Raw genomic sequence first — 17076 nt, forward strand, 5'->3', positions numbered from 1 at the left:
TGCCAGATTGAAAGTATTTTCATCATTTGTTATGATCTGTATTGTTGACGCAACGATCCGCATGTTGATGTATTTTATGTTAAGATCAATAAGTCCCCAGTTTGGATAATTTCGATCTTCTGGTATGTTGTAGATCTCGACAACATCACCAGCGTTAAGAATGATTGAAACTTTCGCTTCACGCTTATAAGGTATAGATGTCATTTTAAGCGTCATTTCACCATTTACATAAATTCCAGCAACAACGGATTCGATCGCCATTTCGCGATCGCCCCAGTTATCCTCGTAGTAATATCGCGCCTCGCAATCGCCTTCGAAAAAGAAATCAAAAGTTCCAGATTTCAAAATTTCGATAGTGTTTACAGTATCATTGTTTATTTTGATGTTTGGTTGATTCAATGTATCTGAGGAATCGAAAGGTATCGGAAAAAACCCGTCAGAACTGTCGGAATAGTTTAGATGTGTATTCGTCCGTATTTTACCGACTTCAGTGCTGTCTCCTTCAACTTTTTCGTATTCAGTAGAATTTGGATAAACAATAAAATCTTTCGACATATCAACACCAGTGTATGAAGTAAGACCAGCATCTTTGATAAGCTTATCCAAAAGATAAGAAACACGCACCGATGGTTGTGCAAAGTCAATATTGTTATGCTCCGAACCATTAACGATGTAAGAATTCAACCCGCCGTAGTCACCTATCAAATACTTATAAGGTAAATCATTTGACCATGTTTGTTGTATCGTTGATGCATCCTTTGAGTGCATAAGTTCGGTTAATTGAATTGTTTTTCCAAGTGTTGCCTTTTGTATGTTATCCCAGAAAAATTTGGAATTATCCGAAAGGTTTAAATAAATTTTAGTTTCAGTATATTTTTGAATTATGATTCTGTATTTACCAATAAAATAATCATCAATATAAACGTCACCATATATAAGACTATACGGTAATGATGAGGTTAATTGTAGTATTGAATAACCACCCAACGCACTAATATTATACGGTGTTCTTTCCAATTCAATCACACCAGAATATGGCGTTGTGATGGTCGCCAGTTCACCGACTTCGTGATTTGTGATATTGATGTTTGGCGTCTGGTCAACGGTGATAAATTGCTTTGTGTTATTTATTAAAATTTTCAACATGAATTAGATTTTTAATGAAATTGTATAATTGAAAGTTTTATCATCATAATTGATAACCATGTCATTTGATGGTGTGTGCATGCGCTCCCACTTTTCGCCATCTTTTACATAAATTTCATTTGATAATGCTAAATCGCTTAACAAATCCAGATATCTTTTATGTATTGTTGATTGAAGTGTTATTTGCTTCGTATGACTTTGGATGATGTCATGTTCTTTGACGGGTTGCGTTCCGTTAAATGTGTATCTGCTATTAATCAGTTTTGATGTGTCATTTGCTTTGATGGAATAAGATTCAAAAAGCCAAAACGACCAGCCACCAAAGCAATTTCGCCAACGGACAAACTTATCATTTCCGTTTTTGTTTCGTACCCTTTCAATATGAACTTTATAGTTAGAATCTTTTATTTCATCCGTACCAACTAGTTCAACTAGTCCAGATAGTTGTGACATGTAAATATCATTATACGACCATGTTGCAACGTTATAATGGTTTAAATACTTTCTGTCTGCTTTGATGTTCAAGTCCCTCAAAGTACCTGGTTCTTTTCCGACCGAAAGTATTACTTTAATAGGTGTTGTTGTGGTAACTGAATTGTATTTATGTCGAATAGATACGCTATAAAGTGTATTATTATCCGCGCCAAATTTCAATTCTGGTGATGAGGTCGGAACAATTAATTTCTTCAGAATTTCAGCTAAATCATAATTGAAAAATTTTGACATAGGATAAAAAACCAGATCATAATTTTTACTATTAATAGTAATTGTTATTTTCAATTCTGTTATGTCGTTTGCGTCCGTTATATTGATTATATAAGGCGATAATATATATATAATGTCGTTAGCTATTAAATTCATTTTTTATGCGGTTTAGTAATTGTTGTGATACCTTTTGAATAAGGATCTGTTTAAATTCATTTTTTATAAATAGAATCACGTCTTGCGATTCCAACATCAAAAAAATTTTATGCGGTATTCGTTTTGCTGTTGTTCCTTCTTTGGCTATTTTCTTCATAATCGCAAATGCAATGCTTTTGGCTTCATCGCCACTTTTATGCAGTTTTCTTTGCACCCAACCATGAATTGCGTCGAATGGTGGCATCTTTCCCGCGCTTCGTCCTTCATCTGCCCAATTAGCATAAAACTGCGCCCAAACTTCCACACTTTGATTGTCATCGCTTCGTGCTTCCAATGATTGCGATAATCGACCCGTATCATTTACATTTTGTTGCGCAAGTTCTGGACGTAAAAATCTATCAAAAACCTTATCAATTGTTGTTTCAATTTCCAGTTGTGTCAATAGTTCGTTATTCATTGTTATAATTGAAAGTTAATTGATAACCGATGTAATTATTATCATAAGTGGCTTCATCTATCATCGTAATTGTATAACCACTAAGGCTGAAGGAACAGTCAAACAATTGCACCAACTTTTTCAATTCTTCAAACATTTCTTCATATTTTAGGACGAAATCTTCTTCTGGTTGATGCCCTAAAATCTCACCACCGTTATTAAAACCTAGTAATGTCGGCATCACAAACAGAAATGTCATTTTATTGATGAGGTTGAATGATGGTAAAGTTCCAGATGCTTTTGTTCCAACTTCAATATTGTCACCCATTCCCAGTTGCATCAAATGATAAGTTGCATTTGTGTCTATTTGCACAGTGTTTGCGCGTGCTTTGCTTAATGGTTGGTAATACTTTACCTTAGTGTTATTGATGTTGTTGTAGCCATCAACAATGCGTTGTATATCGTTTCTAGTTTTCATTGGATGTTATTTTTTCTTTTCGATGATCTTGCGGTAATTTTCCGTTATGGTATTATTTACTTTGGTGTAGTAGCTTAACCAATAAATTTGGTGATACGGCAATTCAGCCAGCTGTAACGCCTTTATATAATCGCCTTGCGCTAATTGCATAAGTTCAACCATGTAACCCAAATTTTGGAGCATGTGCGCACCCGCTTGTATAAGGTCAACGTTTGGCGTGTCGTCACTTAAATTCTTTCTCAAATCCATCAATTTTGTCAATTGATTTATCATGTATTGCCAGACACCAACGACATAATAATTATTTGAAGGAACATCAATTTTTGACAGTTGAAGGTATTCTTTGACCTTATCAATTATTGCTTCATCATCATTGTCATCTAGTTCGGTCAATGACATAACAAAATTATAAGGTGTTAATTCCAAATCGATGAGGTTTTGACCTTTTATTTGTTTAATTTCTTGTATCATAATTAATTATATAAATAACTATCTTAACTAGTTAAACTAGTTAGAATGTAGAAAAACGCTTTGCAGTACCTTTTGATTTGATATGATTGAAATACACGGCATAACGAATGGCATCTAGTGTGTGGTTATATTTATCAACTGGTGTTGTTGTGTTTTCTTTGTCAAGCCAGACATAGTTGTTCAATTCTGCAATGATATTTTTTGATGATGGATCAACGATTATTTCAAAATCTTGCATTAAGGATATCCCAGCCGTAATTGATCCCGCGCCTTTGATGGCTTCGATGATATTATTTCCTTTATATCGTAATTCATTGATTAATCTATTTTCAGCATTATCCGCAACAATCAAAGATTTACCAGCATAACTATTGTTTAGATCATATAGTTGTTGAGTGCTTAATGCTTGTTTGACAAACATTTCTTTGACATATAATTTCATATTTTTTTTGTCGATTCCTACTTTTATCAAAGTCGAAGGATCGGTTGAGAATCCAAAATCTTGACCGTAAATAATCGTGTTGAGGTTTTCGTTAAAGTCACCTAACGACCAATTGTTATATATAACACCTTCAGCCTTATTTAGCCATCCACCCATCACCGTATGTGTATATTTTTGTGGATTGGTTATTTTGATATTTTCAACTGCATTGATAAATGATTCGTCAAGATTTTTAATATTATCCAGATATGTTGTGTGTATATAACTAACGTTATTTTTATAACCGTTATAGCCAGCATCAACACCATTTTCAATGAAAAAACGCTTATATATCCAGTGTTCTTTGGTTGAAGGATTCAAAATCAAAATGACTTTATTTTCAACACCTTTTTTACGAACGGATAAATCAATTCTATCAAAAACTTCTTCATCAACCAGTTCTTCAGCTTCATCAATTACAAGTATCGAAATACCTTCCAATGATTTTAAATTTGCTGTGTTGTCCTTTGATGATGTCTGTATCCCGCGAAAATAAATGACATTACCGTTTAACTTATTTACTATTTCTGTCTTTGTAACTTCAAAAATATGTTCCAGACCTAACAATTCAATCTTTGATGTAAATTCTGGTATGATAGACAAATGTGCTGAGGTCAATGTTTTTCGAAGAAATAATATTTTTCGATTTTCTTCAAGAATTAACATGCATAATAAAGTGGTTATGCTGAAGGATTTTCCCGAGCCACGACCACCAGTGCAAACAAAATACCTAGACTTTTTTGACAGAATTCTTTTATACTTTTTATGAATTTTAATCTTCTTCATCTTCGTCGAATTCAAGCATGTCGGATATTTTGAAAGGCATTCCACCCGAAGTGATATCCGTTTTATTTTCCATCCTATCCGTCCATTGATGGTTGCTTTTCAAATTCATAATAGCAACACCCGCGTGTATTTTTCCCTTTTTTGCGTTCGTGAAACAGTTTGCTTCACATGTTCGTTTAAGTTTCTTGTGCAGTATTTTTAGGTGCTGAAATCGTTGTATTAAATCATCGTATATGTCTAAATAAATCCCTTGTTCGTTTGCAACTTCACCAATAAAATCAAGTTTATTTTCTTTAGCAATTTTGATGGCTTCACTAAATATTTTTATCGCTTCGTCTTCGTCATATTTTTCGGCATTCAAATTTCCTATCATGGAATTCGAAATCTTTTCCTTTGTTTCTGGTGTGTGTACTTTGCCAGTGCGTCCGTTGTTTTGTTTTTTCTTTTGCTGAGGTTCTTTATTCATATAATATAAATAGTAGAGAACCAACTAAAAGTGAAGTAAAACAAAAAGCACCATCCAATAGGGTGGTGCTTTTAAAAAGTCTATTATTTTATATTAATTCAGCTGACAACGAAGAACTGTTTTTCCGCCGATTGTGGAGCATTTCCCGCAGAAATAATCTGTTAGTGTCGCAACTCCTAAATATTCGCATGTTTGGCGTTGTGAAAAGAATTCAGCATTGTCTTCTATAACCAAATATTTGTATTTATTCATTTTCCTTTTTGGTTTCGATTTCAGTGCTTTTTTTATATTTTCTGAATTTGATAACCACTGAAGATTGTTGATGTTGTTGTTGACCTTGTTTTCGTCAATGTGATCAACAACAATTATTCCGTCGTGTTCCAGCATATTTGATGGTAACGTGATGTAAAGCATAGCATAAATGCGACTTATTCGTAAACGTGATCTTTTGAAATTAACAGTTTCATAGCCGTTGGTGTTTAATGAGATTTTTCGATCTTTTCCGTTTATCGCGAAATTAGTTATTTGACCTTCTGGTGTCATTTTTAAAGACACTTTTTTTAACACTTCAATAGTGTCATCTATAACACTTTGTTTCACGCGTTTTGAGTGGTTTTGGCGAAGGTATTTAACTATGCGATAATATCTTTCAATTAATTCGTCTTCGTAAAGGATATGCAATAAATGAACTTCTGGATCACCATATTTGTTGATGATTTCTAATCTACTTTTATAAATTTCGTTTGCTTCTTTTTTTAATTCATTTTCAATGTTCGTTTCTTCGTTAATAGGGTTCTTTAGTGCGTTTTGCATCTTTTTATATTTTTTTTTTCTGGTGTCACCGTTTTGTTTTTTTTTTTGGTGACATGTTCAGCATAACTAAATGCCGTATATATATATATATATATATAAATAGTAACTAGAATTAAAAAAGTAAAGTTTTTTTCAAAAAAAGTTACTATTTATTTTCACTAAAAAAATTAGTGCTTAATTGTATAACTGTCTTTTTAACTTTTTCAGTTCTTCATTTTCTTTGTATATTTTTTTATTAATTTTTTCAATTAAATGATTGTCAGTTGATGTCATTAATTGCATCGCCAGACCGATTATTTCATCCTCTTTTTTGAAGATTTTTTGTTCAATTGTTTTCATTTTTTTATATTTTTTTTTTAGTTGTTATCATCTGCCATATTATCAAGAACTTCTTGACGAATGTCATAATATTTATTTTTTAGTTCGTTTTCTTTCATCATCATGTCATAACATTGAATATCTGATAATTCTTTCCTTTTAGCTTTCAAAGTGCCATTTTCAATTAATTCATCATATTTTTTATTATAAATAATGTCATATTGTGGTGATCTTTCCATGTCTTCAATGCTTTTATAATTGCAAAAATTTTCTTCATCTTCCATCAAACTAAAATTGATAATTGATTCAAATATTTTATTGTAATTCTCTTTGCATTGACAATGAATGAAGGCGTTTTTGATTGCTTTTTCTTTTCTTTTCTTTTTTTCTTCTTTTGTTTTCGCTTCTTTCATTTTCCAAACTTGATGATCAAACTTGATTTTTGCAATTTTTGATTTTACTAACTTTCCCATATTTTTAATTTAATATTAATTTTTCTTTTAATGTTTCGATTACTTTTTGATAGCCACCAAGTAAAATAAGTGTTGTTATTTCTTCGTTTATTTGGTTATTTTCAATGAAACTGTTTCCCAACATTGGAAATAATTCCGCAATGATTTCTTCTGTGTTTTCTTCTATAAATGTTTTATTTTTTTCTAAAAATTCTAATCCTTTATCGCTTTTGATGATTTTTAAAAATTGGTCACCTAGAGGTGTTTTATATATTTTTTCAATAGGCAATCCAGTTGCATCATGTATTTTATAAAATAATTCGTGATCACTATATTGATTTGATTTAGAAATATTTTTATCATCAACTATTTTAGATAGTTCAACTAGTTGAGGTTGTAAATTATCATCATCATTTGAAGTATGTGAAACTGTTACGGCTGATTCTGGTGCTTTAAATTGCGCTAATGTGTTAACTTCATTAGTTGATGCGAATGTGCGCTTATTATCGCTGTATATTGCTTCTAATTGTTCAGTTGTATATACTTCAATGTTACGGATGTCAATTGTGGTGTCACCAGAATCGATGATCGACATTATTTGTATTCCTTCAACCAACTTTTCAAATTCTGATATCAATTCATCCATATTCATTTTATCAAAAGAAATTGAACCGATGTAAGGTAATTTCTGATTATCATTTAGGTTATTGTATAATTTGAAAACACCCCTTAAATTGTCAGCATTTCCGTGTGTTTTCTGATTATTATGAAAATCAGTGATGTATAAGCAATTATTGATATATCGAACTTTTTTTAGTTGGATTAATTCTTCCAATGCTGTTGTGATGGCTTCTTTACTTCTTCCGCCAGTTTGTGCGCACATTTCATTTATTGAAATCTGGAACGCACCTAAGGCATTCGATGATGGTGATGTCATTAGCACCAGAAGTAAATGATGTGCATCGGCACTTATTGGTGTTGTGTTTATTTCGGCAATTTCTTTCATTCTTACATATCGGAACTTTTCATTTTCTCCGATGGTTTCATTTTTTAGAATTCTGTTACCAGTTACTTTATTTGAAGTGGTTTTATTTGATTTTGATGGTGTTTTATCAAATCCTAGTATCTTTTGTGCTTCGTAATAAATTTGTGGTCTTCGTCCCGCTTTATTGATGTATTTGGCAATTATTTCTTCGGCTTCTTTGTTGGTTATTGTATTTTTCATTTTGAATTATTTATTTAAGTGTGGGAATTCTTCAATGATTTCATTAATTCTTTGGATTTCCTTTGCTTTCCATGTTCTGTCGACTAGACGCTTATATAAGGTCAACAATGAAATACCGATCATTTTTGATAGTTCAGTGTCGTTGTCAACTATTCGTTTATCTACTCGCATTTTAGCAACTATATTGGTCAATGTCGTAACATTGTATATCGTGGTTTCTTCTTTCATTTTTTCTCTTTAATTATAAATAGTGGTTTAAATTAAAATTTCACTTTTTTTTGAAAATAATTAATTATTTATACCACAATCATACCTGACAATTTTTGAAATTACAAGGTGAAATGAAATTTTTTTTATTTTTTTTTCAGATTGGAATTTTTGTAAAGAATCGTTAACACCATTACACCTATAGACTAAGATATTTTAAACCCAGTAATTGAAGTAATTTCCTAATTATTTAATTAATTAGAAATAATTAAAAGGTTAATTAATTGGAATTAGAATAATTGAATTAGATAATTGTAACTTATTGATATATAATTTTTTATAATTAATCAATTAATTGGTAATTAACTTTAATTAATTAAATAATTAGAATTGTAATTACAATTAATTAAAACAATTAATTAATTAATTAGCTAATTGATTTAATTGAATTAGAATTGAATTGAAAGTCACTGTTTATGAGGGTTTCAATTCTTTTACCCTAAATAGATAAATAGATAAATAGATAAATAGATAATAAAGATAAATATATAATAAGAATATAAATATTATTAAATATATTAATTAAATATTATAGCGCGTACGCAGAATTAATTGGAATTGTATTTAATTATTTTAATTATTATCTGAAGGATCTTTTATAAAAATGTTGCTTCGCGAAGTAAGAGATTAAAATATTCTAAAATATATATTAAAATTCTTCAATCTATTTTTAATAGGTTTTAAGCTATTATATTTTTAAAATTATACATATATACCAATTTATTATAAAAATAGCTTAGAATTAAAATAAAACATATTAGCGAAGCTATTATAAACATATTTTATATTAAATATTTTCCAATCTAATATTTATTTAAGGATTTAGGTATAATTTATCCAATCTGGTGAAGGAAAAGACACAACGGATGTAAGAAGTAAAAAAAAATATATTCCAATTCCAGTGAAGAAACCAGCGCGAGTAATTACCAATTGAACTAAATAAAACATAGGCGCGTTGACATATAAGGATAAATATAACCTAGCATTGCGCATTTAACCCATTTTTTAGCTATTCTGGTGACACTTCTCAATTTTTATGATAAAACATTAGTGTGGAATAAAAAACGTCGTTAAAACTCCTTATTTTTATTTTTAGTTGTTTAAGGATTGAGTGTTTTTTATTGATAAAAGTTATTTGTTAAATAGAAAAAATCTATGCCGTGAGTTCTGGATGTCCACTTCGTAGCCATCACTTTTGTTTTTTTGTTTTGTTTTTTCCAATCTCAATGGAAAGGGTGCAACTTTTTGAAAAATTGAAAATCTTGTATTTTCCTTATAAACTTTTTTCGCTTTTGTACTTGTTATTATTAATTTATTAATAATAACATAATACTTTTAATAACAGAACTTAATAACAATACTTAACCAGTGTTTTTTTTAGGTTAAAAAAGTCTTTGGTGATGTGGGTTACAGAGGATTTTTTTTTGATGACCTGCAACTTTTTGGAAAAAACCTACAACTTTTTGGAAAAAATAAAACATTAAAACCTGCAACTTTTTGGAAAAGGTGCAACTTACAAATTTCAAGTTGCACCTATAATTTTTTTACTTATCTTTGTGACAAAGTTACAACCTTATGAACGAATTATTTGAAAATAAAAACATCCTTCAAAGTCATATCTTTACAACATCCAGATATCAGTTTGACGTGATCGAAAAGAGAATCATGTACGAAGTGATTAACGGAATGCAAGGAATGCACCACGCAAACGAAGAACCAACACCAGAAGGTAAGATTTATGACAATGTGATCATCAAATCAACTGGTGATGGTAATTTCCGCATGAAATTACGACTAGACAACAAAAAATATAATTCAACTAAGATTAAAAATTCTGCGCGAGCATTGATGCAGAAGACAATTGAGTGGGAAAGTGACGGCGGAAAAGTTATACATTTGAGGAACTTCATTCACACCGTTGACATAACAACATCAACTGGAACAACGACACTTGATTTCACAATGAACAATGAAATCTTTCATTTGATGTTTGATTTCTCAAAAGGATTCAGAAAATACGATTATATTGTTGCTCAATCACTTACATCACAATATTCGATGAGGTTGTATGAATTGATTTCCAACACCGAAAAAACACTTACATATTCCGTTGAACGTTTACGTCAAGTTCTATCATGTGAGGACAAATATGTCGGTAACACTGGAAATCTGATCAAAAAGGTGTTAGTTCCAGCACAAACTGAATTGTATAATTTCGCACCATTTTGTTTTGATTATCATTTGATGAAACAACCAAACGGTAAAATCACACATGTGAAAATCACACCATTGAAAAATAAAAATGTTCCAGACGTAGCCAAAGACAATGAAATCGCCCGTAAAACTTCATTACAATGGTCAATTGGTGAAGAATTAAGATTGTTTTTGCAAAACAAATACGGGTTTACTGATACAGAACTAAAAACACATACAACCCTTTTAAACGATCTTCGTAAATTAGTACCAGAAGATTACATAATAAACGAAATCAGTGATTCTGGTCGTGCTATTGCGGACGCAGAAACGGCAAAAGGGTACATCATAGGAATTTTAAAAAGAATGAAAAGTAAAATAGTTAAATAATGGCAAAAGTTATCGCAATCGTAAATCACAAAGGCGGAGTAGGTAAGACCACAACGACGTTGAATTTGGGTTATTATCTGGCTGGCAAAGGAAAAAAAATCCTTTTTGTTGATATGGACGCACAAGGTAATTTGAGTGAATGGTGTGACCGTATTATTACCGATTACTCGATCAACGATGTATTCAGTGAAGACAAAACGATCAACGATGTTACATATCCCGTCGACGGAAATGATAAAATTAATATCGTTCCTTCTGGTGTAGAACTTTCAACACTAGATATCACAATAGGTGGTCAAGTTGCCCGCGAATATATACTTGCGGATGCACTGGATGTTGTAAAACCTAAATACGATTTCATATTGATTGATTGCCCGCCAGCGGTAACAATTGGAACTATCAACGCATTAACGGCGTCGGATTATTACATCACGGTAACACAAGCGAATAACCTTGCATTACGTGGTGCAGAAAAAGTAACCGCAGTCATAAACAAAATGATGAAAAAGGTAAATCCAAATTTAAAACATTTGGGTGTTCTGGTTTCATTTTTTGATTCTCGTCTAAGCTTGAATAAATCATTTATAGAAACTATCTTTGAAATTTACGGAGATAATGTATTCGAATCAAAAATCCGTAACAACATAGCAATTCAAGAAAGTTCCGTTGCGATGATGTCAATATTTGATTATTCACCAAACAGTAACGGTGCAAAGGATTATGAAGCTTTCGGAGATGAAGTTGTTAAACGATTATCAAAACAGTAAAATCATGACAAAAAAAACATTCAAATATAAAACACTTGATTCATTCCTATCAACTAATGATGATAATTCTAATGAAACTAATTCCAATGATTTACCGCCACAACTAGATGAACTAGTCGAACTAGATGAACTAGTTGAGGTTATCCCAGACGTTAATGTTGGTGTTAAACTTCCGCATGATCTTATTGAAAAGGTTCGCGATGTTTCATATCATTCACGAATCGAGATACAGACAATAATCGCTGAAGCATTGCAGACGTATGTCGACAAATACGAAAATAGATACGGCACAATTGGAAAAAGACCGATCAAACGAAAAATCAGAAGGAAAAAATAAGTTTTAAATTATGCTAGATTATAATTCAAAACTAGACAAAATTTTGTTGTGGATGAAAAATTTCGCCACAACAAAAATAACAGAACAAGTTGAACCGTTACCAGCTGTTGACATTTGTTATTATGCTTTCAATGATGTTGACGCAACAAATGCTGAAGCAATTAAAAATTTTCAAAAAAGAAATGAGGCATCTGTCGGTTTAACTAATTATCAAGAAGCGTATTTATATATTGAAAAACTGGTACATGATGGTTATATAGATAATATAAATGTTACTTATATAATAAACCTTAACGGAATAATGTTCATTGATTCTGGCGGTTATTCTGGTCAACAAAAATTGAAAGATTTGGAACTGAACAATGAAATGAGAAAGGAACGATCACTGAAACTAAGTTCTAATGTAATTATCATTTTAACGGTTATCAGTGTACTTTCTGGTTTATGGTCTGGTTATCTTACATACGTAAATAATGATAAGGATAAACGCTTATATGATTTCGAAAAGAAACTTGAAAAATTGGAAAAGGAAAATTCCCAACTAAATGAAAATATCAAACTGGAAAAATTGAAAAACATAAAACCACCAGTTGAAAAATAAAAATGTCCGTTTTGAATATCCAATCTAAGACCATTTTAGGGTGTTTGATGAGGTTATTTTAATCAAAAACATTTATCCAAAACGGCACTTATTAAATATCAGTGTTTTAACACATTTCAAAAAGGTGTATAATACTAATTATGTTAAATAGGTAAATTATTATATTTGCAACATAGTATTAAAACAAAATGACTATTCAAAAAATTAAAAAAAATAATGTAATATGAAAATTTTAAACACGATCATCGTTCTATTCTTATTTTCGATATGTAATGCACAGAATATACCAACGGATTCGAAAAAATTTAATAATTTAAAAATTTATCTAGTATCGGAAGGAAAGGATAAACGCATAAAAATGGAAGAAAAACAGAGTTTTGAATCTAATAGTGAAATAAGTGTATTTGCTTCCGATGATGGATATGGTCTAATGTTAAAAAGTAATTACCTTACTGATGGTAATAGAACATTCTTTTATATAACAGCATCTAAAAAAATAGGTTCTGAAAATGGTTTAGACTGTTATTCGTTATATACTGAAGATAGCATCATTAAACCAACATTTAATGCTTGTTATTCTAATGATACCAATTTAGTTGTGGTTCAATATTTTCTAAAAGAATTGATGTTTACATTTAAATAATTTAAAATTTACGGATTTCCGATAAAAACAGATAAAACAAATCGCGGTGATGGAAAAAAAAGAGAAGGAACGGAATTCCTATCAATATTCAATGATCTTTGAAGCACTAAAAGGGTTTATCATGCTCGACGGTTTCCAGTACCATTGTATCAATCACAAAATGGAAATATACAATATAAAGACAGAACGGTTTTTAGTACCTAAAAAGAACAATTACGGATCACTTCAAGTCAATATATGCGAATTTGGGAAAATGCGATCACGATCAATAACAAAGCTATACGCGGACACTTATTTTGATGCTGGTCAAAAATACATCATTGATGATAAAGGATTCCCGATAAAATCAGAAAAAACAAATCGCGGTGGTGCTAGAATTAAAAAATAATTATTATATTTGTGTACCAAAGTGGTACACGTTAATTGAAATAATAAAAATATGATAGTAATAAGCACGCGCGAGTTTCGCGAAAAACAAGGTCAATTTTTGAAAATGGTTAAAGAAGGTGAAGACGTAATCGTTAAATCACGTGACAATGGTAGTTTTAAACTTGTTCCAATTTCTGAAGATGATACATTGATGAGTAAAGAAGATTTTTTCAAAAAACTAGATCGTTCATTGCAACAAGCAAAAGAAGGAAAAACAATCAAAATAGAATCTAGTAATGAATTGAAAAATTTAATCGATAGTTTATAAATGTACACGTTAGAATTTACACATGATGCCATTTCTGACATGAAAAGACTGAAGAAGTCAGAACCGCAAGCCTTAAAAAAACTTACAAAATTACTCGACGAAATTACAAATCACCCAGAAATTGGAACTGGACATCCTAAGCCGTTAGGAAGCAACCGCACTGGTCAATGGTCAAGAAAAATAACGGATAAACATAGATTAATTTATTCAATAGATAACGATAAAATTATTGTTTTAGTTATTTCAACCTTCGGACATTACGACGACAAATAAAGCCACTTTTAAGTGGCTTTATTTATGTCTTTTTCAGATCATTTTTATATTATTAAAAAAAACAGTTGAAATACGTGAACACGTAAAATTTATCAATTAAAAAGTTTTTCTTTTGCAGAAAATTAAAAATATGAATAATACAACACCACCAAAAAAGAAAAAAAACGGTTGTATGATAGCTATTTTTGTTATCATTGGATTCTTTGCTATAATGATTAGTATAGCTTTTATTAAAGATGCTTTGATGTCACCAGAAGAACGTCAAGCACGTGACGAAGCAAGGGCAAAGGAACAAAAAATTTCGGATTCGATTAATAAACAGAATGATGCATATTTTGCTATGAATAGTAAATTTAGTTCGGCTATTGTTGACGCGGAAATGATGTTACAGAAATCGTTGAAAGATCCAAAAAGTTACGAACGTGTAAAGGTTGACAAAGGATTAACCAAAGATAGTTTGATCGTTATCGATATCACATATCGTGCAACAAATTCTTTTGGAGCATATTTACAAGACACTAAACAGTTTACATACACACTTGACGGTGCATTTGTAAAAGCTAATTAAAATTAAAAAACCACCTATCAAATTGATAGGTGGTTTTTTAATTTTAACGATTCGCAAGTATTAACAAAATAACAATGATTAAAATAACAAAAGCGGGTATTAATATTTTACGATTAGGATCACCTTCTTTAGTTTCATTTATTGCTTCATATAAAAAATAAGCAATAATACTTATTATAGAAAGTATTAAAATTATTACAAATCCAAACATATTTTATTTATTTAACTATTTATTCAGGTTTCCAAGATTTAATAACATAACGTCTCGCGGTATTGTTTTTCTGATCTATTATTGTTAACGCGAAAGGTATTCTAGTTCCAGTCTTGAAACGTAATCCTAAAACTAGGATATCATAATAATAATATCCAATCCCTCTAGAATCTTCAGATATTGTACTGAATGGTATTATAAATTTTTCTCCATCTTGGAAAAAAATAAATTGTTTTTTATTGAGATCACGAGTTATTTGTATTTCATCAACATTATAACAACCTGTTTCTATATTTTCTCTATCATAATCTAAATCACAAATTTCATTTATTTTATAAAAAGATCTTTGTGAAAAACAATCAATTGATATAATTAATAAAAATATTATACATAAAAATCTCATAAATCAGATTCTTTTATTTGTTTAATAATACTTAGAACGGTTTCTTTATAATTTTCCTTAATATAATCATTACTATAAAGTTTTTTAGCAGTTTCAGAAATGTTTATTATTTCACCAAACACATCTTCATTAGTTAAGTAATTTGTAATATTAGTTTGATAATCTTTATCGTTTGTTTCTAGGAATTTAGATAAATTCCATTCAATATTACTACAAATATCTTCAATTATTTTTTTATTCATTTAATTATTCATTTTTACTAATATAGAAATCTTTTTTTATATAAAATTACGTAAAACCGTAATAATCCATATAAAAACAAAAGCCACTTATCAATTTGATAAGTGGCTTTTTAAATTCAAAAAAAAATACAATAAAATAAGTTTCAAAAGGCTTAATAACCCCCTATTATTATAATATATATAGTAACTAATTATCGAAAAGTCAATTATTTTATAAACTTTTCGATAATTATTTTTAGATATGTTCCTAGTTTGGAAACAACTTCGCCAAATTGTTTAAGGATTTCGTCTGAAAAGTGACCAGCTAAGGCACAGAACGCATAAACCACTTCGGGTGATAAATCCATGTAATTACCTAAAAAAGTTCCAATGATCCAGCTGACAAAGACACCAGTCAATAATGACGTTATGAATTCTAATTTATTTAATCTTTTTTTGAACCCAGCAACAATTGATCCTATTAAACCAGCAAAAAGAAATATTAAATCTTTTCCGTTTAATGGAATTTGTTTCAAAAGTTGCAAAACTTGTGTGTATATATCATTCATTTGATATTGTTTTATTTATATAAATAACTAGTTCAACTAGTTTGAATAGTTAGATATTATTTTTTATTTTTTCGGTAGTCCCAGCGTCGACCTTTTCCACCTATGTCGTAATGAACGAATGTGTCATAAATACCGACACCACCGTTATAAATTAAACCCTTTCCAATAAGTTCAATGATGAGGTTATATAATTGTTTAGGTGTAATTTTTAAAGGCTTTAAATCGCTTGCTTTTCCGTAAATATGTTGACTATTAGCAACACCGCCTTCAGCTTTGTTATGTGCTGGTGATCTGTAGCCAGAATTTATCTTTATTGCTCCAGCATTGTCACGAATTATTTGTAAATTTTTAACCAGTTCTTTCAAATTAGATAACACATTTTCTGGTGTTTTTGCTCCGTCTTTTGATTCGAATTCGTTTAAATTAAAGTTAGTTGATAATTTCATCAATTGATGAGGTTTTAAAAAAATGGTGGTTTAATTACCACCATTATTTGCAGTAATTTTTTTACTGTGTATATTTTTCCCATTCAATGGAATCTTTCAGATCCCAGTATTTGGAAATAGTGTTCTGGATGTGTTCTGTATAATCAAAAACAAACTTTTGAAAATCATTAAAAGATTCGAACGTATGATATTTTGTGTTTGTTTCATCACCTATTTTAATTTTAATAGGTTTGAATTCTAAATCATTTTGATGATTGAATAAAGCAAAATCATAATAGATTTTATAGTTTATTTGATTTTCTGAAGACAACCAAACTATATCAGAATCCAATTTAAAACCTTTTAAAATTTCGTCAGAACACTTTTCATTATAATAATTGTTAATTGTGGTTTTTATGGTTTCAATTGCTTTATCACCCACAACCAAAAATTGTTGATATTTATATCCGTTATCAATTTTGGTTTCATCAAAACGAACGATAAACGTGTTATTAATTTTATTGAAGCACTCAAATAATTGAGTGCTTTCTGTGCTATAAGTTGTTACTATTTCCATT

26 protein-coding genes are annotated in these 17076 nt (G+C 30.1%); 9 read left to right on the top strand and 17 right to left on the bottom strand.

Annotated elements, in window-relative coordinates:
* The 12 genes from HX088_RS11200 to HX088_RS11255 all read right to left on the bottom strand — a co-directional run.
* A partial coding sequence (locus HX088_RS11200) for a hypothetical protein (RefSeq protein ID WP_286484186.1) occupies positions 1 to 1146 on the bottom strand: 1146 nt, incomplete at its 3' end.
* Positions 1147 to 1149: 3 nt separating this feature from the next.
* Positions 1150 to 2007 carry a hypothetical protein gene (locus tag HX088_RS11205; protein ID WP_286484187.1) on the bottom strand — a complete coding sequence of 286 codons (858 nt, stop codon included), beginning with the start codon at positions 2005 to 2007 and terminating at the stop codon, positions 1150 to 1152.
* Positions 1991 to 2464 (bottom strand): hypothetical protein, encoded by a 474-nt coding sequence (locus HX088_RS11210; protein ID WP_286484188.1) that lies wholly within the window; start codon positions 2462 to 2464, stop codon positions 1991 to 1993. Before HX088_RS11210 ends, HX088_RS11205 begins: the two co-directional genes overlap by 17 nt.
* Complete coding sequence (locus tag HX088_RS11215) at positions 2457 to 2921, bottom strand: hypothetical protein (RefSeq protein WP_286484189.1); 465 nt, start codon at positions 2919 to 2921, stop codon at positions 2457 to 2459. The genes HX088_RS11210 and HX088_RS11215 overlap by 8 nt, the downstream gene beginning before the upstream one ends.
* Positions 2922 to 2927: 6 nt before the next feature.
* Positions 2928 to 3392 carry a hypothetical protein gene (locus tag HX088_RS11220; RefSeq protein WP_286484190.1) on the bottom strand — a complete coding sequence of 155 codons (465 nt, stop codon included), beginning with the start codon at positions 3390 to 3392 and terminating at the stop codon, positions 2928 to 2930.
* Positions 3393 to 3432: 40 nt separating this feature from the next.
* Positions 3433 to 4659, bottom strand: coding sequence for a PBSX family phage terminase large subunit (locus HX088_RS11225; RefSeq protein WP_286484191.1), 1227 nt, complete (start codon positions 4657 to 4659; stop codon positions 3433 to 3435).
* Positions 4646 to 5125, bottom strand: a complete 480-nt coding sequence (locus tag HX088_RS11230) for a hypothetical protein (protein WP_286484192.1) — start codon at positions 5123 to 5125, stop codon at positions 4646 to 4648. Before HX088_RS11230 ends, HX088_RS11225 begins: the two co-directional genes overlap by 14 nt.
* Before the next feature lie 93 nt (positions 5126 to 5218).
* Positions 5219 to 5938: an HNH endonuclease gene (locus HX088_RS11235; protein ID WP_286484193.1), complete on the bottom strand. Its 720-nt coding sequence runs from the start codon at positions 5936 to 5938 to the stop codon at positions 5219 to 5221.
* 174 nt (positions 5939 to 6112) lie between these two features.
* On the bottom strand, positions 6113 to 6277 hold the full coding sequence (locus HX088_RS11240; RefSeq protein WP_286484194.1) for a hypothetical protein: 165 nt from the start codon (positions 6275 to 6277) through the stop codon (positions 6113 to 6115).
* 17 nt (positions 6278 to 6294) lie between these two features.
* Positions 6295 to 6729, bottom strand: a complete 435-nt coding sequence (locus HX088_RS11245) for a hypothetical protein (RefSeq protein WP_286484195.1) — start codon at positions 6727 to 6729, stop codon at positions 6295 to 6297.
* Positions 6730 to 6733: 4 nt separating this feature from the next.
* Positions 6734 to 7933 carry a hypothetical protein gene (locus HX088_RS11250; RefSeq protein WP_286484196.1) on the bottom strand — a complete coding sequence of 400 codons (1200 nt, stop codon included), beginning with the start codon at positions 7931 to 7933 and terminating at the stop codon, positions 6734 to 6736.
* A gap of 6 nt (positions 7934 to 7939) precedes the next feature.
* Positions 7940 to 8161 (bottom strand): hypothetical protein, encoded by a 222-nt coding sequence (locus HX088_RS11255; RefSeq protein WP_286484197.1) that lies wholly within the window; start codon positions 8159 to 8161, stop codon positions 7940 to 7942.
* A gap of 1614 nt (positions 8162 to 9775) precedes the next feature.
* On the opposite strand from HX088_RS11255, the gene HX088_RS11260 reads away from it, so the two are divergent.
* The 9 genes from HX088_RS11260 to HX088_RS11300 all read left to right on the top strand — a co-directional run bounded on the left by HX088_RS11260 (position 9776) and on the right by HX088_RS11300 (position 14669).
* A complete protein-coding gene (locus HX088_RS11260) occupies positions 9776 to 10783 on the top strand; it encodes a replication initiation protein (protein WP_286484198.1) in 1008 nt (335 codons plus the stop codon).
* The gene (locus tag HX088_RS11265; RefSeq protein ID WP_286484199.1) at positions 10783 to 11550 is read left to right on the top strand and encodes a ParA family protein; all 768 of its coding nucleotides are present in this window, start codon (positions 10783 to 10785) and stop codon (positions 11548 to 11550) included. Before HX088_RS11260 ends, HX088_RS11265 begins: the two co-directional genes overlap by 1 nt.
* A 4-nt stretch (positions 11551 to 11554) precedes the next feature.
* Positions 11555 to 11887 carry a hypothetical protein gene (locus HX088_RS11270; RefSeq protein WP_286484200.1) on the top strand — a complete coding sequence of 111 codons (333 nt, stop codon included), beginning with the start codon at positions 11555 to 11557 and terminating at the stop codon, positions 11885 to 11887.
* Positions 11888 to 11939: 52 nt separating this feature from the next.
* Positions 11940 to 12488: a hypothetical protein gene (locus HX088_RS11275; protein ID WP_286484201.1), complete on the top strand. Its 549-nt coding sequence runs from the start codon at positions 11940 to 11942 to the stop codon at positions 12486 to 12488.
* Positions 12489 to 12711: 223 nt separating this feature from the next.
* Positions 12712 to 13131 (top strand): hypothetical protein, encoded by a 420-nt coding sequence (locus HX088_RS11280; RefSeq protein ID WP_286484202.1) that lies wholly within the window; start codon positions 12712 to 12714, stop codon positions 13129 to 13131.
* Positions 13132 to 13180: 49 nt separating this feature from the next.
* Positions 13181 to 13519, top strand: a complete 339-nt coding sequence (locus HX088_RS11285; RefSeq protein WP_286484203.1) for a hypothetical protein — start codon at positions 13181 to 13183, stop codon at positions 13517 to 13519.
* 51 nt (positions 13520 to 13570) lie between these two features.
* Positions 13571 to 13828: a type II toxin-antitoxin system prevent-host-death family antitoxin gene (locus tag HX088_RS11290; RefSeq protein WP_286484204.1), complete on the top strand. Its 258-nt coding sequence runs from the start codon at positions 13571 to 13573 to the stop codon at positions 13826 to 13828.
* Positions 13829 to 14101 (top strand): Txe/YoeB family addiction module toxin, encoded by a 273-nt coding sequence (locus tag HX088_RS11295; RefSeq protein ID WP_286484205.1) that lies wholly within the window; start codon positions 13829 to 13831, stop codon positions 14099 to 14101.
* 130 nt (positions 14102 to 14231) lie between these two features.
* The gene (locus tag HX088_RS11300) at positions 14232 to 14669 is read left to right on the top strand and encodes a hypothetical protein (protein ID WP_286484206.1); all 438 of its coding nucleotides are present in this window, start codon (positions 14232 to 14234) and stop codon (positions 14667 to 14669) included.
* Positions 14670 to 14899: 230 nt separating this feature from the next.
* Here HX088_RS11300 and HX088_RS11305 read toward each other — a convergent pair whose 3' ends face one another.
* The 5 genes from HX088_RS11305 to HX088_RS11325 form a co-directional block, all read right to left on the bottom strand.
* Positions 14900 to 15283: a hypothetical protein gene (locus HX088_RS11305; RefSeq protein WP_286484207.1), complete on the bottom strand. Its 384-nt coding sequence runs from the start codon at positions 15281 to 15283 to the stop codon at positions 14900 to 14902.
* Positions 15280 to 15525 (bottom strand): hypothetical protein, encoded by a 246-nt coding sequence (locus tag HX088_RS11310; protein WP_286484208.1) that lies wholly within the window; start codon positions 15523 to 15525, stop codon positions 15280 to 15282. The genes HX088_RS11305 and HX088_RS11310 overlap by 4 nt, the downstream gene beginning before the upstream one ends.
* Positions 15526 to 15731: 206 nt before the next feature.
* Entirely contained in the window at positions 15732 to 16073 is a 342-nt protein-coding gene (locus tag HX088_RS11315; RefSeq protein ID WP_286484209.1) for a phage holin family protein, read from the bottom strand.
* A 56-nt stretch (positions 16074 to 16129) separates the two neighbouring features.
* Entirely contained in the window at positions 16130 to 16519 is a 390-nt protein-coding gene (locus HX088_RS11320) for a YcbK family protein (protein ID WP_286484210.1), read from the bottom strand.
* A 61-nt stretch (positions 16520 to 16580) separates the two neighbouring features.
* Positions 16581 to 17075 carry a hypothetical protein gene (locus HX088_RS11325; RefSeq protein ID WP_286484211.1) on the bottom strand — a complete coding sequence of 165 codons (495 nt, stop codon included), beginning with the start codon at positions 17073 to 17075 and terminating at the stop codon, positions 16581 to 16583.
* Position 17076: the final 1 nt, after the last annotated feature.

This window comes from Empedobacter sp. 225-1, from assembly GCF_030328185.1.
GTDB lineage: Bacteria > Bacteroidota > Bacteroidia > Flavobacteriales > Weeksellaceae > Empedobacter > Empedobacter stercoris.

Coding starts and splice junctions, on each gene's coding strand:
- HX088_RS11205 (WP_286484187.1), bottom strand. CDS start 2,007: ATGAATTTAATAGCTAACGACATTATATATATATTATCGCCTTATATA.
- HX088_RS11210 (WP_286484188.1), bottom strand. CDS start 2,464: ATGAATAACGAACTATTGACACAACTGGAAATTGAAACAACAATTGAT.
- HX088_RS11215 (WP_286484189.1), bottom strand. CDS start 2,921: ATGAAAACTAGAAACGATATACAACGCATTGTTGATGGCTACAACAAC.
- HX088_RS11220 (WP_286484190.1), bottom strand. CDS start 3,392: ATGATACAAGAAATTAAACAAATAAAAGGTCAAAACCTCATCGATTTG.
- HX088_RS11225 (WP_286484191.1), bottom strand. CDS start 4,659: ATGAAGAAGATTAAAATTCATAAAAAGTATAAAAGAATTCTGTCAAAA.
- HX088_RS11230 (WP_286484192.1), bottom strand. CDS start 5,125: ATGAATAAAGAACCTCAGCAAAAGAAAAAACAAAACAACGGACGCACT.
- HX088_RS11235 (WP_286484193.1), bottom strand. CDS start 5,938: ATGCAAAACGCACTAAAGAACCCTATTAACGAAGAAACGAACATTGAA.
- HX088_RS11240 (WP_286484194.1), bottom strand. CDS start 6,277: ATGAAAACAATTGAACAAAAAATCTTCAAAAAAGAGGATGAAATAATC.
- HX088_RS11245 (WP_286484195.1), bottom strand. CDS start 6,729: ATGGGAAAGTTAGTAAAATCAAAAATTGCAAAAATCAAGTTTGATCAT.
- HX088_RS11250 (WP_286484196.1), bottom strand. CDS start 7,933: ATGAAAAATACAATAACCAACAAAGAAGCCGAAGAAATAATTGCCAAA.
- HX088_RS11255 (WP_286484197.1), bottom strand. CDS start 8,161: ATGAAAGAAGAAACCACGATATACAATGTTACGACATTGACCAATATA.
- HX088_RS11260 (WP_286484198.1), top strand. CDS start 9,776: ATGAACGAATTATTTGAAAATAAAAACATCCTTCAAAGTCATATCTTT.
- HX088_RS11265 (WP_286484199.1), top strand. CDS start 10,783: ATGGCAAAAGTTATCGCAATCGTAAATCACAAAGGCGGAGTAGGTAAG.
- HX088_RS11270 (WP_286484200.1), top strand. CDS start 11,555: ATGACAAAAAAAACATTCAAATATAAAACACTTGATTCATTCCTATCA.
- HX088_RS11275 (WP_286484201.1), top strand. CDS start 11,940: ATGAAAAATTTCGCCACAACAAAAATAACAGAACAAGTTGAACCGTTA.
- HX088_RS11280 (WP_286484202.1), top strand. CDS start 12,712: ATGAAAATTTTAAACACGATCATCGTTCTATTCTTATTTTCGATATGT.
- HX088_RS11285 (WP_286484203.1), top strand. CDS start 13,181: ATGGAAAAAAAAGAGAAGGAACGGAATTCCTATCAATATTCAATGATC.
- HX088_RS11290 (WP_286484204.1), top strand. CDS start 13,571: ATGATAGTAATAAGCACGCGCGAGTTTCGCGAAAAACAAGGTCAATTT.
- HX088_RS11295 (WP_286484205.1), top strand. CDS start 13,829: ATGTACACGTTAGAATTTACACATGATGCCATTTCTGACATGAAAAGA.
- HX088_RS11300 (WP_286484206.1), top strand. CDS start 14,232: ATGAATAATACAACACCACCAAAAAAGAAAAAAAACGGTTGTATGATA.
- HX088_RS11305 (WP_286484207.1), bottom strand. CDS start 15,283: ATGAGATTTTTATGTATAATATTTTTATTAATTATATCAATTGATTGT.
- HX088_RS11310 (WP_286484208.1), bottom strand. CDS start 15,525: ATGAATAAAAAAATAATTGAAGATATTTGTAGTAATATTGAATGGAAT.
- HX088_RS11315 (WP_286484209.1), bottom strand. CDS start 16,073: ATGAATGATATATACACACAAGTTTTGCAACTTTTGAAACAAATTCCA.
- HX088_RS11320 (WP_286484210.1), bottom strand. CDS start 16,519: ATGAAATTATCAACTAACTTTAATTTAAACGAATTCGAATCAAAAGAC.
- HX088_RS11325 (WP_286484211.1), bottom strand. CDS start 17,075: ATGGAAATAGTAACAACTTATAGCACAGAAAGCACTCAATTATTTGAG.